At 39.4% G+C, this 14,499-nt stretch carries 14 protein-coding genes and 3 pseudogenes; 14 read left to right on the top strand and 3 right to left on the bottom strand.

The genetic code is table 11. From position 1 onward, the window contains the following. Window positions 1-168: 168 nt before the first annotated feature. The 7 genes and pseudogenes from ACFIKQ_RS06420 to ACFIKQ_RS06390 all read left to right on the top strand — a co-directional run bounded on the left by ACFIKQ_RS06420 (window position 169) and on the right by ACFIKQ_RS06390 (window position 5,160). A complete protein-coding gene (locus ACFIKQ_RS06420; RefSeq protein WP_375656146.1) occupies window positions 169-498 on the top strand; it encodes a hypothetical protein in 330 nt (109 codons plus the stop codon). Continuing rightward, the gene (locus tag ACFIKQ_RS06415) at window positions 485-946 is read left to right on the top strand and encodes a hypothetical protein (RefSeq protein WP_375656145.1); all 462 of its coding nucleotides are present in this window, start codon (window positions 485-487) and stop codon (window positions 944-946) included. Before ACFIKQ_RS06420 ends, ACFIKQ_RS06415 begins: the two co-directional genes overlap by 14 nt. A gap of 341 nt (window positions 947-1,287) precedes the next feature. Further along, the gene (locus tag ACFIKQ_RS06410) at window positions 1,288-2,043 is read left to right on the top strand and encodes a hypothetical protein (protein ID WP_375656144.1); all 756 of its coding nucleotides are present in this window, start codon (window positions 1,288-1,290) and stop codon (window positions 2,041-2,043) included. Between the two features lie 249 nt (window positions 2,044-2,292). Continuing rightward, a pseudogene (locus ACFIKQ_RS06405) lies at window positions 2,293-3,761 on the top strand (replicative DNA helicase). 85 nt (window positions 3,762-3,846) lie between these two features. Beyond that, window positions 3,847-4,290 (top strand): single-stranded DNA-binding protein, encoded by a 444-nt coding sequence (ssb, locus tag ACFIKQ_RS06400; protein WP_375656143.1) that lies wholly within the window; start codon window positions 3,847-3,849, stop codon window positions 4,288-4,290. Between the two features lie 14 nt (window positions 4,291-4,304). Then, entirely contained in the window at window positions 4,305-4,643 is a 339-nt protein-coding gene (locus tag ACFIKQ_RS06395; protein ID WP_375647930.1) for a hypothetical protein, read from the top strand. Further along, window positions 4,630-5,160 carry a hypothetical protein gene (locus ACFIKQ_RS06390; RefSeq protein ID WP_375656142.1) on the top strand — a complete coding sequence of 177 codons (531 nt, stop codon included), beginning with the start codon at window positions 4,630-4,632 and terminating at the stop codon, window positions 5,158-5,160. The genes ACFIKQ_RS06395 and ACFIKQ_RS06390 overlap by 14 nt, the downstream gene beginning before the upstream one ends. 306 nt (window positions 5,161-5,466) lie before the next feature. On the opposite strand, the pseudogene ACFIKQ_RS06385 reads toward ACFIKQ_RS06390, so the two are convergent. Then, window positions 5,467-5,700: pseudogene (locus ACFIKQ_RS06385) on the bottom strand (DnaJ domain-containing protein); the annotation flags it as partial. 214 nt (window positions 5,701-5,914) lie between these two features. Between ACFIKQ_RS06385 and ACFIKQ_RS06380 the strand changes: the two are divergent. The 6 genes from ACFIKQ_RS06380 to ACFIKQ_RS06355 all read left to right on the top strand — a co-directional run bounded on the left by ACFIKQ_RS06380 (window position 5,915) and on the right by ACFIKQ_RS06355 (window position 12,073). Next, window positions 5,915-6,247: a hypothetical protein gene (locus ACFIKQ_RS06380; RefSeq protein ID WP_375653389.1), complete on the top strand. Its 333-nt coding sequence runs from the start codon at window positions 5,915-5,917 to the stop codon at window positions 6,245-6,247. Next, a complete protein-coding gene (locus tag ACFIKQ_RS06375; protein ID WP_375656141.1) occupies window positions 6,228-7,556 on the top strand; it encodes a PBSX family phage terminase large subunit in 1,329 nt (442 codons plus the stop codon). Before ACFIKQ_RS06380 ends, ACFIKQ_RS06375 begins: the two co-directional genes overlap by 20 nt. After that, entirely contained in the window at window positions 7,541-9,550 is a 2,010-nt protein-coding gene (locus tag ACFIKQ_RS06370; protein ID WP_375656140.1) for a portal protein, read from the top strand. Before ACFIKQ_RS06375 ends, ACFIKQ_RS06370 begins: the two co-directional genes overlap by 16 nt. A 13-nt stretch (window positions 9,551-9,563) precedes the next feature. After that, window positions 9,564-10,457, top strand: coding sequence for a hypothetical protein (locus ACFIKQ_RS06365; protein ID WP_375656139.1), 894 nt, complete (start codon window positions 9,564-9,566; stop codon window positions 10,455-10,457). A gap of 91 nt (window positions 10,458-10,548) precedes the next feature. Then, the gene (locus ACFIKQ_RS06360) at window positions 10,549-11,673 is read left to right on the top strand and encodes a N4-gp56 family major capsid protein (protein ID WP_375647773.1); all 1,125 of its coding nucleotides are present in this window, start codon (window positions 10,549-10,551) and stop codon (window positions 11,671-11,673) included. A gap of 19 nt (window positions 11,674-11,692) precedes the next feature. Continuing rightward, entirely contained in the window at window positions 11,693-12,073 is a 381-nt protein-coding gene (locus tag ACFIKQ_RS06355) for a hypothetical protein (protein WP_114648093.1), read from the top strand. Window positions 12,074-12,107: 34 nt separating this feature from the next. On the opposite strand, the gene ACFIKQ_RS06350 is transcribed toward ACFIKQ_RS06355, so the two are convergent. After that, window positions 12,108-12,389 carry an addiction module antidote protein gene (locus ACFIKQ_RS06350; protein ID WP_114648092.1) on the bottom strand — a complete coding sequence of 94 codons (282 nt, stop codon included), beginning with the start codon at window positions 12,387-12,389 and terminating at the stop codon, window positions 12,108-12,110. Continuing rightward, window positions 12,370-12,681 carry a type II toxin-antitoxin system RelE/ParE family toxin gene (locus ACFIKQ_RS06345; protein ID WP_017196508.1) on the bottom strand — a complete coding sequence of 104 codons (312 nt, stop codon included), beginning with the start codon at window positions 12,679-12,681 and terminating at the stop codon, window positions 12,370-12,372. The genes ACFIKQ_RS06350 and ACFIKQ_RS06345 overlap by 20 nt, the downstream gene beginning before the upstream one ends. Before the next feature lie 65 nt (window positions 12,682-12,746). On the opposite strand from ACFIKQ_RS06345, the pseudogene ACFIKQ_RS06340 reads away from it, so the two are divergent. Further along, window positions 12,747-13,061 (top strand): annotated as a pseudogene (locus tag ACFIKQ_RS06340) (hypothetical protein); the annotation flags it as partial. Window positions 13,062-14,499 lie beyond the last annotated feature (1,438 nt).

The raw sequence follows: 14,499 nt of genomic DNA, 5'->3' as shown, positions 1-14,499 counted from the left end.
TTTTGAGAATAGACATGCGTTTAAATTGACAGAAAGGCACCGTACAGAGCGATTTAAAGATTTTATGATAAAAACCACATTGAAATTAAAAACGCTTCTGTACAGTCCATTTTGAGGCAAATAAACCCATTGGTAAAGTTATGGATTTAGATAGGGGATATTAAACAGATGTTTTTAAAAAAACGTAAACAGAAGGGGGGAAAAAAGTGGGTTGCAACAGCGGTTGGATATGCACCATGGGGATTAGGGGTAGCTGAGTATTTTTACAATCTTTACGAATATGATGATGGCACAAGAGAATACGAAGAATTTGACGGTGGTCAGTATCATGAGATGCCTGAGAAAGTTGATTACAGTACCAAGGCGCAAGTGAAAGCATGGGTTTATGGGGGTGGTATTCCGCAAAGCGTTCTCAATTACGAACCTCTTATAGACGAGATCAATAAAGAGATCAAAAAATTATCAAAAACCGCAGGAAATAAATATGTTTACAGATAAGCAGCTAAGAGCCTTGTTTGGTATTATAATTTTTATATTTTTATGCTTTTTAGGAATTAAAAAAAATCCCTACTTTATCCAAGGTATTTTGATATTTGCATCTTTTGGTTTGATAATAATAACAAATATTTTTGTAATTTTATGCAATTCTCATATTCCTTTTGAGTTGCAGAACAATCCAAAATATAAAAAAGATGATGATACAACAGGTTGGAAGATATTAACACGTGATTTACAACAGTATATGCACCGACTCTTAAAGCTAATAAGTTTAGCACTTGTCGTTTTAATTTTTCCAAATAGTTATACTGTATTTTGGTATTTAGATATCGTTATTTGGTACTTTTTTTTAGTTTATTCATTCTTTCTCATGTTGCATACACGCAGTTTAATAAACATGTCCATTTACGCACTACATTTTATACTAAAAACCAAAAGTAAAATTTAAAAGCACTTGGTATTCAATTAGGTATGTATCAAAATGGAAAAAATTGAAAAAAATAAAAAATACGTATTGACTTTAATGAAAGGTTCGTTTAGAAAGGCATCAAGTGTGTAGAAACACTTAGCGAATAGCGGATAGGTTACGATACAGCCTCTCCCATGCCTTTTAAAATACTGACTTTCTTTTATGCTATCATTGGCATATAACGATTTATGTCGGGTGTAGTGTGTTATACAATACCCTTTTTAGGGGAAAGCACACAGCGGACTATTCGCCGTGTTTCTAGCGCCCGGCGCCCTTATAGGGTGTCAATAGAAACCTTCTTTACGAATAGGATTACTAGCATGAGTGCTACAGTTAAAAAACAAGCAACTTCTCTATTAGTTGCAAATGATAACATTCCCCTTCAAAAGCAGAATTTAGATAAAAAGTATGAATTAACAAGTGAAATGAAAACAGTGAAAGATCTTTTGAGTGATCGTGTTCGCACTGTTTATCGTATACGCGCTTTAAGAGATTTTGGTAATATCAAGGCAGGCGATTTGGGTGGTTTTATACAAAGTGAAAGCAACTTGTCACATGATGGCAATTGCTGGGTTGGTGATAATGCGCGGGTTTTTGATGATGCTAGGATTTCTGATGATGCTCAGGTTTTTGGTCATGCTGATGTTTTTGGTAAGGCACGTATTTGTGACAATGCTCAGGTTTTTGAATATGGTAGCGTTTATGATAATGCCAAGGTTTATGATAATGCTAAGATTTGTGGTTCTTCTTATGTTTACAGGCGCGCCCGCGTTTTTAATAACGCCGAGGTATGCGATAAAGCAGTTATAAAGGGTAATGTCAAGGTTTATGATAATGCTTTTGTTACTGGTTTTGCTAAAGTTTTTGGTAATGCCCGTGTTTATGGGAATGCTAATGTTTGGTTTGGAGCACTGATTTATGGCAATGCATGGGTTTATGGGAATGCACAGATTACTGGTTGGACAAATGTTTATGATAAGGCAAGTGTTAGCGGTAATGCGTATATTGATACAAAAGAGCTGAATGGCGATAGCAAAATTAGTGGTGATGAAAAGATTGTAGATAAAGCAGCGTAAATAACGGCGCGGGGGGCGGCTTTATAGCAAAAAAGCCGCGTCCTTTAAGACACGGCTTTTATTATCAAAACAGCTAGCGATCTAAATAAACGATTAAAGTAACCAATCGAAATATAAAAGAACGTCCCCTTATTGCACAAAACGTATCAAAATGCAAGCTGTTAAGTAAAATAAAAATGGGATTCACACTGTAGATTCAGTGATTTATAATTATCATTTATCAAATCAATTTAAATCATAATGAATAAAATGAACGCTGTTAAATTACCTTCTTTTCAAACAGAAGAACAATCTTCTTTTCGTCACCCCCCCCCATAATATTGAGGCAGAACAAGCTTTGCTTGGTGCTATCATTATCAATAATAATGCTCTTGATAGCGTTTCTGATTTTTTAAAAGCAGAGCATTTTTTTGAACCGTTGCATCAAAGGCTTTTTGATATCATTTCAAAAATTATCCAAAATGGAAAAGTTGCAGATCCCATTACTATTAAGCCCTTTGTTGACAATGATGAGAAAATTGCAGACATCACTGTATATAATTACGTGGTGCGTTTAGCTACAGAGGCAGTCACAATCATTAATACTAAAGATTATGGGAGCGTCATTTATGATCTGTTTATCCGCCGCTCTTTAATTAACCTTGGCACTCAAGTTGTGAATAGAGCTTATGATGCTTCTGTAGAATTTACAACATCACAACAAATTGAAACTGTTGAAAATCAGTTGTTTGAATTGGCAGAGAAAGGGAAATATGGAGGTGGATTTGAAAACTTTAATACAGCCATTACAAAAGCACTTAACATGGCAAGTGCAGCGAAAAAGCGTTCCTCAAGGCTCTCAGGGATAGCTACCCATATCAAAACACTTGATGAGAAAATGGGGGGACTACAGCCATCTGATTTGATTATCATAGCGGGGCCGTCCTGCTATGGGGAAAACCTCTCTGGCGACCAATATTGCCTTTAATATTGCCAATGCTTGCAAGCGTCATGATAACAGCCAAGCCAATGAAGGGGGCATTGTTGGTTTCTTTTCACTTGAGATGTCATCTGAACAGCTTGCAACTCGTATTATCTCAGAGCAAATAAAGGTTTCTTCTTCTGATATGCGCCGTGGTAATATCTCAGAAGAGCAATTTGCAAAAATTATTCACGCAATGCGCTCCTTACAAACAATCCCTCTTTATATTGATCAAATGGGTGGTGTGTCTATTGCACAATTGTCCGCCCGTGCAAGGCGTCTCAAACGACAACATGGTCTAGATGTCTTGATTATTGATTATATCCAACTCATGACAAGCGGTTCAAAGCGTTCATTAGAAAATCGCGTTCAAGAAATTACAGCCATTACCACCGGATTAAAAGCACTTGCAAAAGAACTCAATATTCCCATCATTGCTCTGTCACAACTTTCGCGTCAAGTTGAAAATAGAACAGATAAACGTCCACAACTCTCCGACTTACGTGAATCTGGTTCAATCGAGCAAGATGCCGACATTGTGTTGTTCGTCTATCGCGAAGAATATTATCTCAAAAATGAAGAACCAAAAGAAGGCACTGCTGAGTATAGCAAATGGCAAGATGCAATGGAGCAAGCCAAGAGTAAAGCCGAGGTTATTATAGCAAAACAACGCCATGGTCCGACAGGAATCGTTCCCCTTGCATTTCAATCCGATTTTACACGCTTTAGTGATTTAGAACATAATGTAAAACATTAAATAATTGTTATTAGCTAACTGAAAATATTGTAAAAACACATAAAACATGTTATGATCTTTACATCATTTAATGGGACTTACAAACATGCTTAATAAAGTGATTTTAATTGGTCATTTAGGTGCCAATCCAGAAAGCAAAACAATGTCATCTGGCATCGAGGTGGTCAATTTTCGAATGGCAACGTCTGAGAGCTATACAGACAAGGCAACCAATAAGAAAGTAGACAAAACTGAATGGCATTCCATTGTGGTGTTTAATCCACATTTGGCAAAAGTAGCACTTCAGTATCTCAGTAAAGGTAGCAAAGTTTATATCGAGGGGCGACTACAAACTCGTAAATGGCAAGATAAAAACGGTGTTGAACGGTATGTAACAGAAGTCATATTGCCTCAGTACAAAGGCGAGTTAAAGCTTTTAGATGGCAAAAATGATGATAATCAAGAGCCGTCATCATCTGCTTATGACAGAAGCATTTACAGACCTCTTGATACGCCCCATACCGTTATGAATGACAGTGTTCCTTTTTAATAGAGAGTATTTAAATGTCTGATAAGCCGCCGCTCCATACCTTTAGTGCAATCTGTAAATCTAAGCCAGTTTATAACTATACTATTACAGATCAGGAGATAAAATCATTACAACATAATAATAAGATTGAGACACTCTGTAATATATCAGCAGGCTTTCTAATTGTAATGATGGTCATTATCATCGGGTGGATGATACGTGATGATGATGATTGGAAAAAAATACCAGTCATTTGTATATCAATAGCGTTACTGTTATTTGTAGTGCTTTTGGGTGGAGAGACACGGTCAAACTCAAAGGAAATTTGGGAAAACGTTAAACAGGTGTCTGAGGTTATCTGTGAAAAAAAATAAAAAAAGGGGACGCCCTAAAATAGCAGGGCAGGTAAGAGAACCAAATGGACGTATATCACGTGCAAAAGCACTACGTGAAGCCGTTGATAAATTGGCAATAGAAATGCGTGCAAAGCGCTTCGGTTTAACGCTACAAGAGGCAAAAAATCCACTTTCTGGGTCTTACATAGGGCGACTTTGTTTGCAAGGTGTGCTTACTCAAGAGCAATATGACGCCGCCCAGCAATATCTACAGATAAGGAATAATTACCTTTGTGCAAAGGGCTTGCCTAATGCTATTTATGATGATGTGTCTACAAATTCAGATCCAGATAGCTTTGAACAATGGGTTCAAAAAGCAACAAATCACTATCAAGCCGTGAAAGAGGCAGTAAAAGAAGCCCAATGCCTCTATAGACAGTATAATCTTCATGCTGCGCTACAGTACCTCGTTATAGAAGATCAAATGCTACCCCACCTTGTGAATTCATTGCGCGTTGCTCTCAATATGCTTCAGAAGCACTTTTTGCAAAAATAACTATCAATAGAATATGAAGGGAATGGCAATAACAGCTAAGGTGGTCATTATTGCAAATAAAAACGCAGGAATCTTTAACCTAAATCGCCAGAGTATGTTAATCGGAAGAGACATTTACAGACCACTCTATTATCATTGCTTCATTAAGTTCCTCTAATCAAAATACCGAAATATAATAATGGTACCGCCAACATATGTTACGAAAAATAGTATTAGAGCAATGACAAAGAAAGCTATTTTTTTAAAAGGTGATATTAACACTAAACCTATATTATCTCGGCTTTTATTACTTGCAAAAGTTTTGTGATTATATTTAAAAGTTTCATGATAGAATTGATTGTAAGCAGCTCTCTTTTCAGGATTTTTAAGAACTTCATAAGCTTCGCAAACTTTTTTGAATTTTTGTTCAGCGTCGTTACTGGAATTATGATCAGGATGGTATTGCATAGCTAACTTACGAAAAGCAGATTTTAGCTGCTTATCATTGCATTCGTAGCTTACACCAAGAATTCCATAGTAATCATCTTCATTTACTATCATTACGTACTACCATGTGTATTGTTAATATTTCTACATTGCAGTTTAATTGATTCCCTTTTAATGTATCAATGTGTGTCATTTTAGTGTTGACAATGTGTTGCAAATCGTATTTAATGACAAATACGGCACTGGTCGTACTGTATCTAGACGAGGGGCAGTGCAGTTTGAAATCCCCGCAAATGCGGGGTTTTTTATTATCTGGAGGGCGTATTTTATGACATCAGAAAATACACAGCAGGCTCCACAACCCATTAAAAAGCGTATACCCCCAAAGGCAGGTCAAGGGCGTGTCAAAGGTATTCCCAATAAAATGACGCGCATTTTAAAAGAAGCAGTGGTTAAGGCTGCTGAGAATGCTGGGAATAAAATTGGCAATGATGGTTTGATCTCCTATTTGGAAAAGCAGGCTATGGAATGTCCAGCGGCTTATTTAGCGTTGCTTGGTAAGGTGTTGCCTTTACAGGTGACTGGGGAAGATGGGGGAGCCGTTAAGGTGATAACGCGTGTAGAAATCGCGCCTTTGGTCAATGACAACACGACAGATTAATATTGTTCCAAAGCTTATACCGATTTTTACAGATAAGGCTTTGGTGCGTGCGGCTTGGGGTGGACGAGGGTCTGGAAAGACAAGATCATTTGCCTTGATGGCTGCTTTAAAAGGCTATCAATTTGGTATGCAAGGGATATCGGGCACTATACTTTGTGCACGGCAGTTTCAGAATTCTTTGGCAGAAAGTTCATTGGAGGAAATTAAGCGCGCCATTGAAGCGCATGACTTTTTAAAGGACTATTACAAGGTTGGGGAGTCGTCGATTAAGTCGATAGATGGTCGTATAGCCTTTCAGTTTTCTGGTCTTGACCGCAATATAGCTAGTATCAAGTCTATGGGGCGTATTTTGCTTTGTTGGGTTGATGAGGCGGAGCCGGTGACAGAGACGGCTTGGCAAACGCTTATACCGACTTTGCGAGAAGAGGGAGAGGGGTGGAGAGCAGAGTTATGGGTGACATGGAACCCGTTGCGTGAGAATGCCCCCGTTGAGAAGCGGTTTCGCTTTTCAGACAATGAGGCAATTAAGCGTGTGGAGATCAACTGGTCAGACAATCCGAAGTTTCCGAAGATTTTGAATGAAGCGCGGCTTGATGATCTTAGAAACCGCCCCGAGACTTATAAGCATATTTGGGAGGGGGCTTATCTTACAGCGGTTCAGGGTGCTTATTATCAAAAGGAAATGTTGGCAGCCGAGCAAGAGGGGCGGATAGGGCGTGTTGCTCGTGACCCCTTGATGCAAATACGCGCCTTTTGGGATATTGGGGGCACGGGCGCCAAGGCAGATGCCACAGCGATATGGATAGCGCAATTTGTTGGTAGAGAGATCAGAGTGCTTAATTATTACGAAGCACAGGGACAGCCTTTATCGGAACATATAGGCTGGTTACGTCAAAATGGTTATGAGAAGGCATTGATGGTTTTGCCCCATGATGGTGCGACCAGAGACCGTGTGCACAATGTGAGTTTTGAGAGTGCTCTTAAACAGGCAGGCTTTCAAACAAAAGTTATCCCTAATCAGGGAGCAGGGGCTGTTAAGATACGTATAGAAACAGTCCGCCGTGTTTTGCCTTCTGTTTGGTTTAATGAGAAGACGACGGTAGCAGGGCGCAAGGCACTGAACTGGTATCACGAGAAATGGGATGAGAAGCGCAATATTGGCTTGGGAGCAGAGCACGATTGGTCCAGTCATGGGGCAGATGCCTTTGGACTGATGTGTATTTCATACAAACCACCAAAAGAAATACAAAAGCGACCAGCTTATAGCGGCAGAACGGAATATGAGAGCACGTCATGGATGGCAGAATGATGTATGATGAAGAGCATTTAGACAAAGAAAGTAACGCATCAGATCTGTCGACAGAAGGCTTATTTCGTAAGCTTGTGAGCTGGTACAAAGAAGATGTGGAGCATGTGAACAAATGGCGTGAACATGCGCGGGAGGATTTTGGTTTTTACAATGGTGATCAATGGAATGAAGAAGATTTATCGGCGTTAAAAAAGCAACGCCGCCCCGTTATGACCTTTAATCGTATTGCCCCATTGGTCAATGCCGTTGTGGGGTCAGAGCGTAATAACAAGCGCGAAGTGCAGTTTATTCCCCGTCAAGTAGGGAAGGCATTGCCTAGTGAATTGCTTACCGGTGCGGCAGAATGGTTTCGGGACATGGCGCATGCCGAATACGCTGATAGTGATGCTTTCCAAGATGCGGTTATCTGTGGCATGGGGTGGACTGATACACGGCTTGATTATGAGAACAGCCTCGATGGTGAACCGGTAATTACCCGTTTAGACCCGTTAAAGATGGTTTGGGATAGTGCAGCGGTGCAACCGAATTTAACCGATGCGCAACGTTTGTGGTATGTAGACCGCAAGCCGTTAGAAGTAGCTAAGCAGATGTTTCCCAAATCTCATTGGACAGAGCTGAGTGCAGATTGGGCAAGGGATGGTAGCTCTCATGAAGGTGTTCACCATAATGATCTTGATTATTACAGTGATGAAGGGAGCATTGATGTTGAAAACGGTCGTCGGATGGTCACGCTTGTTGAATGCCGTTGGTTTGAAAGCGAGAGGTATTACAAGGCAGCTGATTTAGAAACGGGTGAACTTCGTGACTATAGCGAAGAGGAATTTAAGCAGCTCCAATGCATGATGCCTAATATTCAAGGGGCGGCTTTCAATAAAAAGGTTGTAAGACGTGTTTTTTTAGGGAGGAAATTGCTTGAATCCCCAGATCAACCATTGGTTCCAGCTGGTCAATTGGGTTGGGAGTGTATAACGGGATATTTTGACAAGATAGAACGTCAGTTTTACGGTGTTGTACGTCCGACGAAAGACCCGCAACGGTGGGCGAATAAATATTTCAGTCAAGTGATGTATATCCTTAATAGCCAATCCAAAGGGGGGCTTATTGTCGAGGAAGGGGCGTTTAAGGACATCAGGCAGGCTATGCAAGATTGGGCGCGGTCTGATGCGTTGCTAGTTGCTGAAGATGGCGCCCTTGCACAAGGAAAGATCCAACCCAAACCCGTAGCAGAATTTCCAACGGGGTTTTTCCAGCTGTTTAATGAAGCTAAGGAAGCAATTAATCAGGTGACGGGTTTATCCCCCGAATTCATTGGCACAAGGGAAGTGACACAAGCGGGTATTTTGGAGGCACAACGACGCCAATCCAGTTTAAATCTGCTTGCTTGTCTGTTTGATGGCTTACGTTTGTATCGCAAGCGGCAAGGTAAGATTATTTTACACCTTATACAGAATTATTTGTCTGATGGTCGTTTGGTACGGATATCTGGTGAGGAGAATGCGCAATATATTCCATTGACGCGTGAAGAAGTAACGAGTGTTGAGTATGACATTGTTGTTGATGATGCGCCAACCAGCCCGAATGAGAAAGAGCGCACCTTCGGTATCATCACACAGCTTCTTCCATTGCTCCAAAATGCCATTACACCGGATATTATGCTTGATCTACTTCGTTATTCTCCATTGCCGGCGTCATTGCTTAATCGTGTCAGTGAGAAGTTCCAACAGCAACAAATGGCACAACAACAGCAGATGGACCCCGAGCAGGAAATGAAGTTGCAGGAAAAGCAACAAGACTTAGAGACGAAAGCACAAATGCATCAGATGGATTTGCAACAAAAGCAGATTGATCTGTTTATGCGTCAAAAGAAAGCGGAATTAGAAGCAGAAATGATGCAACAGCGCCATGACATTGAACGGCAGAAGCTTCTCAATACTCAGGCACACAATCAGATCATGCGAGAGCGAATAGCATTACACAGAGGTATGCATAGTTAAGAGAGGTGAAAGAATGAATGCAGAAATGAATGAAGCTATGAATGAAGATTACAGAGTTGGAGCACCGGTCTTTGATGATGAGAGCTCTTTTGATGCTGGCACTTATGATGCTGAAACGATTGATAATGATGACATTACGTCTCCAAAGCCGGTTTTAGAGACCGTTGAAAAGCCTTCAGAGATTGTTCCTAGTATAGAACAGCAGCGTATGGAGCAACAAGCCAAACAAGCTCGTGAAGCGCTTGTCAAGCTTTATGAACCCCAATCCCAGACGCCAATGGTTGAAGGTGAAAATGCACCCCCAGACCCTACACAAGACATTATTGGTTATATGGGTTGGATAGGAAAAAAGATTCGAGAGCAGGATGCGTATATTAGGGAACAGAAAGAAGCGCTAAGACAAGCTGAGGAACAGCAGCAGCATGATATACGTCTTGGTCAGTTTTTCAACAATTCTGTTAAGTCGTTTCAAAATAAATCCAGTGATTTTGGTGATGCGGCAAATTTTCTTTATGAGAAGCGTGCGAAGGAATTGAGTTCTTGGTCGTCACTTTATCCTGAGTATGCAGATACAAACACAATTTCTGAGATCATAAGGAATGAATTGCGTACGATTGTAGCGACTTGTGCACAAAGAGATCTCAATCCGGCAGAAGAGATTTATAGAATAGCGCAAAATCTTGGCTATCAGAACCAAGCATTACAAGCGAATAATCAAGTTGCAGAACTTCAAAGCCGTCAGAATTCTGCGAGAACCTTAACGGCGTCTGGTGGAGGGGGGAGTACAGGTCCACTTTCATGGGAAACGATGGACGCTATGACGGATAAAGAGTTTCAAGCATGGTACAGCAATCCAAAGAACCGAGTGCTTATACGCAAATTGAGTGGTGCGGATGATGAAGATTAAGTGAAAGACTTGTAGAGAATAAGCCGCCTTTGGTGCGGGTTAGTAGTCCGGCTTTAAGCCGGTTTTTTTATAGCAAAGAAAGGTGAAATAAATGGCAACAACACATATAGGGATTAATGATCCCCATGCGTTAAAAACATGGGCGAGAATGCTTGATGCGGAGGTCTCCAAAGCAACTCCTATTGCTCCTTTGATGGGGCAGGATTCCAATAGCATTATTCAGGTGAAAACAGAGACGCAAAAAGGCAAAGGGGATTGTGTAACATTTAGTCTGCGAGCTCAGTTATCAGGACGTGGTGTGAGTGAGGGTGAAACCCTTGAAGGCAATGAAGAGGCACTCCAATTCCTTCATGATAAACTGTATATCAATGAACTTTATCATGGAACAAGAATTGCCAATGAAGGCACTATTGATAATCAGCGCACATTGTTTAATTTGCGCGAAGAAGCCAAAAACAGTTTATCAGATTGGTATGCGGACCGTTTGAGTTTGATGTTTTTCGTTCACGCTTGCGGTTATACAGCCAACAGGCTTAATTTTGAGGGAGAACTGGTTGATCTTGATCCTCTTTTTTGGGGCTTTAATGCACCGTTAGCTCCAAGTAGTAAGCGCATTGTGCGACCAGAAGCAAAAACCAAGGATGAAGATCTTACAGAAAAAGCCAAACACAGCTTTAATCTTAAATTGATAGATGAAGCGGTTCAGTGCGCTAAGCTAGCGAATCCTAAAATTAGACCGGTTCGTGTGAATGGCGAGAGTGTTTATGTGTTGTATTTGCATCCCATTCAGGTGACGCAATTGCGCACTAATACAGAGACGGGTCAATGGCTTGATATTCAGAAAGCCGCTTATACCGGTTCGCGTTCCAAAAACCCAATCTTTGATGGTTCTCTAGGCATGTATAATGGTGTGATTTTACGTGAATCAGAGCATGTCACCAATGGTGTTAAATCCACGGATAGTACACGTCTTGCAGGTGTGCGCCGTGCTGTTTTGCTTGGAGCGCAAAGTGTCGTTATGGCATTTGGTAAGAGTTACGGTAAGACCCGCTATAAAATCGAAGAAGAAACCTTCGACTACAAACGCGAATACGGTTTTGGAGTGCATACAATTATGGGCATGAAGAAAACGCGTTTCCAAATGCCCGGAAGAGCACAAGGAGCCCAAGATTTTGGAACGATAGTTATCCCCACCTACAGCGGTGAAGTTGAGTGATGAGGAAAGGAAATAGGACATGGTAGATGGCGTAACAGGACACTTACACGGCAGAGATCTTCATACACATCAGGTCAGTTTTTTGCGTTTGAATATCTCGCATAAAGATAAGCATTTGACACGCAAAATCGGGACTTTACCGCGTGGTGCAATGATCCTTTCGATTAAAGCGTTTGTGAAGACAGCGTTTTCGGATGCGAAATTAAAGATAGGTAGCACCTATGGGGGTAATGAGTTTAGTGAAAAGGATATCAAAACCCAAAGCACTCAAGATTTTACATCAACCAACCAAAAAGAGTTTGTTTCAGAAGATCAAGAGCTTACGCTTTATGCAACACGGGATAAAACAACTGCGGCTGGTGAGTGTGTTGTGGTCGTGCAATTCGTGACCAATCGTTGAGAGGTATAGGGGAAGGCTTAATTCCCCTCACGATTTATGGAGCAGATTGTACAGAGAGTTGCAAATTAAGGGCAGATAAGACAGCGACTAAGGTAGAAAGTTTAGGGTCACCTGTTTTGCTTAAAGAGCGGTATAATCCACTGCGTTCGCGATTGGTTTCTTTTGCTAAAGCACTCATATTTTGTGCTCTAGCAACAATACCAAGGGCATCCGCTATATGAGCAGCATCACCTGTTTTGAAGGCTTCATTTAAAAAGACTTCTTGAGATTCTGGTGTTGTGAGGTGTTTTTCAAAGTTAAAGGTTTTCAATTTCATTTTTAAGATCCTCTAAAAGAGATAAGGCTTTTTGAATATCACTGGATTGTGTGGATTTGTCACCACCACAAAGCAATATAATGATTTTATCGCCTTTTTTTGTAAAATAAATTCGGTAACCAGCACCATAGTGGATACGTAATTCACCTATACCATTAAAAAACTTTGCATCACCCAAAAGCCCTGAACGAATTCTATGAAGCCTTGCAAGAATTATATTAGCAGCTTTTCTGTCTTTAAGTTTTTCTAACCAGTTATCGAATTCATCTGTTGTTTTTATTATCGCTACCATCAGTGCACTATACTACACAAAATACATAATATCAATAGTAATAATTTTTACAGAAAGGTATTTTGATGACACGTCATTATATTCGGGTTAAGACCGGAGGACCGATACCAGTAAAGCGAGATGTTTATCGCCATAAGAGAACACTTTCGCACCTTGTGTCGGTCATCCAAGATGAGATTGATGACATAGCGGATGAGTATGTTCATCAAATCCAAGAAAGTATTTTTGCAGCCATTCGTTTTTGTGAACGAGAGACCTTTTACTTTAACGAAAGCCGTGATGTGGTGTTTGAGACACGGGCGGGACAAGGTGTTTATGATGCAAGCACTACCAGCCATATCGAAAGTGCTGTTAAAATCAAAAACGTTTATCTGAGTTCGATAACATATTATGCATAAAAAACTAATAAAGTCAATAGGTTGTGTGAAATTATTTTATATGAATCCACTTAAGAATCCACACTTTTATGCATGATTCATTTGATCATTTTTTATATAAGATTGCCATGCATGAATAGACCATAAAAAGCAAATCATGATGTAAATGTTATAACGCATGTAAACGTTCAAATGAAATGAAAAGCAGCTATCATTCATAACAGTTCATAAATTTTATGATACGTTTTTATCACTCAAATCGCATTGTTTAAAATTTAGTCGTTTGGAATTATCGATAACATACGTTTAAAGAATGGTATGAGTTTTGCTCTTTTTTGAGCGAAACCTTAAAAAGGAATAATCGTTTGAAACTGTCATAAGCTTATAGGTTTAATTTATAAAGATTGCATAAAAAGATTTAAAGATAAGATCACTTTTAAAAACGCTTTCTAAAAGTTTAGAAAATGATAAGTAATCAGCATAAATATAGTATCATTACATATAGAATGAAAATCACAATGTTATGTCTTATGAAAGAGAAAGCTTTTTAATGATATAACGCAAGCAAGAAAACTTCAAAACCATTGTAACATCATAAGGTATGGGATTTTATTCAATTTTGAGTCAAAAGCTGTAATGTTTAAAGAATGCTCTATTCTAAGATAATGCCCCCAAGAATGGACCGGCTAATTTTTAAAGAAATTAGGTTTTAATGAAAAGTACAAATACGCTTATGAGAACCTCTTTAAATGCACGTTTAAACGTTTGAAACATAAAATGAGATCTTTATAAGAAACGTTAAAACTTCTTTTTATCACAGTTATAACTTAGTTATCATTTGCTCTTAAGAACGTTTCATTTATGAAAAACGAAGATCTAGATTTCACAGCAGAGCAAAATCTTGAAAACCTTACATTTTATAAAAGCGTTTGTTTATTTTTCTTATGAGAGATTGTTTTGAAAACCAATGCTCGTAAATGTAAAAATGGACTTTGTTACAAACTTTCACTTAATACACATTTGCTTTATTTACGTTTCTTTTGATAGGTTTTCATATCTCTCATAGAGCGCTTGCAATATGATACGTTTTGTATATATGCATTCATTACTCCATTGTGGATGATTCATTTTAATCAATAAGAATCGCTATTTGAAAGCCGCGTCATATCATTTGGCACGGCTTTTTTTTATTTTACTCTCTCTTTTATGATATGTTTATAACAATGCATTTTATATGCGTTTATAACCATAAAGAATGCACGCCCCATGCGTGTTTTTATTCTGTTTTATCAGGTATATTGACAAGCTTATCGCCTTCATAAACCTCACAATTTTTTGGAACCAACCTTACTGTGCTTTTTTTGTTGATTTTTGCATTGCCATAAGCACGCCCCCAGATCGTTGCACAATATGAGATTTTAGCATTGCCATAAACAGAGCC

Source organism: Bartonella sp. MR63HLJHH (assembly GCF_042194155.1).
GTDB lineage: Bacteria > Pseudomonadota > Alphaproteobacteria > Rhizobiales > Rhizobiaceae > Bartonella > Bartonella grahamii.
Note: the sequence above shows the minus strand (reverse complement) of the source record. Positions and strands in the feature narration are given on the sequence as shown.

What these genes read in the sequence shown, in the direction of transcription:
- ssb (WP_375656143.1), top strand. Translation starts at nt 3,847, where the DNA reads ATGCTTAATAAAGTGATTTTAATTGGTCATTTAGGTGCCAATCCAGAA.
- ACFIKQ_RS06355 (WP_114648093.1), top strand. Translation starts at nt 11,693, where the DNA reads ATGGTAGATGGCGTAACAGGACACTTACACGGCAGAGATCTTCATACA.
- ACFIKQ_RS06350 (WP_114648092.1), bottom strand. Translation starts at nt 12,389, where the DNA reads ATGAAATTGAAAACCTTTAACTTTGAAAAACACCTCACAACACCAGAA.
- ACFIKQ_RS06420 (WP_375656146.1), top strand. Translation starts at nt 169, where the DNA reads ATGTTTTTAAAAAAACGTAAACAGAAGGGGGGAAAAAAGTGGGTTGCA.
- ACFIKQ_RS06365 (WP_375656139.1), top strand. Translation starts at nt 9,564, where the DNA reads ATGAATGCAGAAATGAATGAAGCTATGAATGAAGATTACAGAGTTGGA.
- ACFIKQ_RS06410 (WP_375656144.1), top strand. Translation starts at nt 1,288, where the DNA reads ATGAGTGCTACAGTTAAAAAACAAGCAACTTCTCTATTAGTTGCAAAT.
- ACFIKQ_RS06360 (WP_375647773.1), top strand. Translation starts at nt 10,549, where the DNA reads ATGGCAACAACACATATAGGGATTAATGATCCCCATGCGTTAAAAACA.
- ACFIKQ_RS06380 (WP_375653389.1), top strand. Translation starts at nt 5,915, where the DNA reads ATGACATCAGAAAATACACAGCAGGCTCCACAACCCATTAAAAAGCGT.
- ACFIKQ_RS06345 (WP_017196508.1), bottom strand. Translation starts at nt 12,681, where the DNA reads ATGGTAGCGATAATAAAAACAACAGATGAATTCGATAACTGGTTAGAA.
- ACFIKQ_RS06375 (WP_375656141.1), top strand. Translation starts at nt 6,228, where the DNA reads ATGACAACACGACAGATTAATATTGTTCCAAAGCTTATACCGATTTTT.
- ACFIKQ_RS06415 (WP_375656145.1), top strand. Translation starts at nt 485, where the DNA reads ATGTTTACAGATAAGCAGCTAAGAGCCTTGTTTGGTATTATAATTTTT.
- ACFIKQ_RS06395 (WP_375647930.1), top strand. Translation starts at nt 4,305, where the DNA reads ATGTCTGATAAGCCGCCGCTCCATACCTTTAGTGCAATCTGTAAATCT.
- ACFIKQ_RS06370 (WP_375656140.1), top strand. Translation starts at nt 7,541, where the DNA reads ATGGATGGCAGAATGATGTATGATGAAGAGCATTTAGACAAAGAAAGT.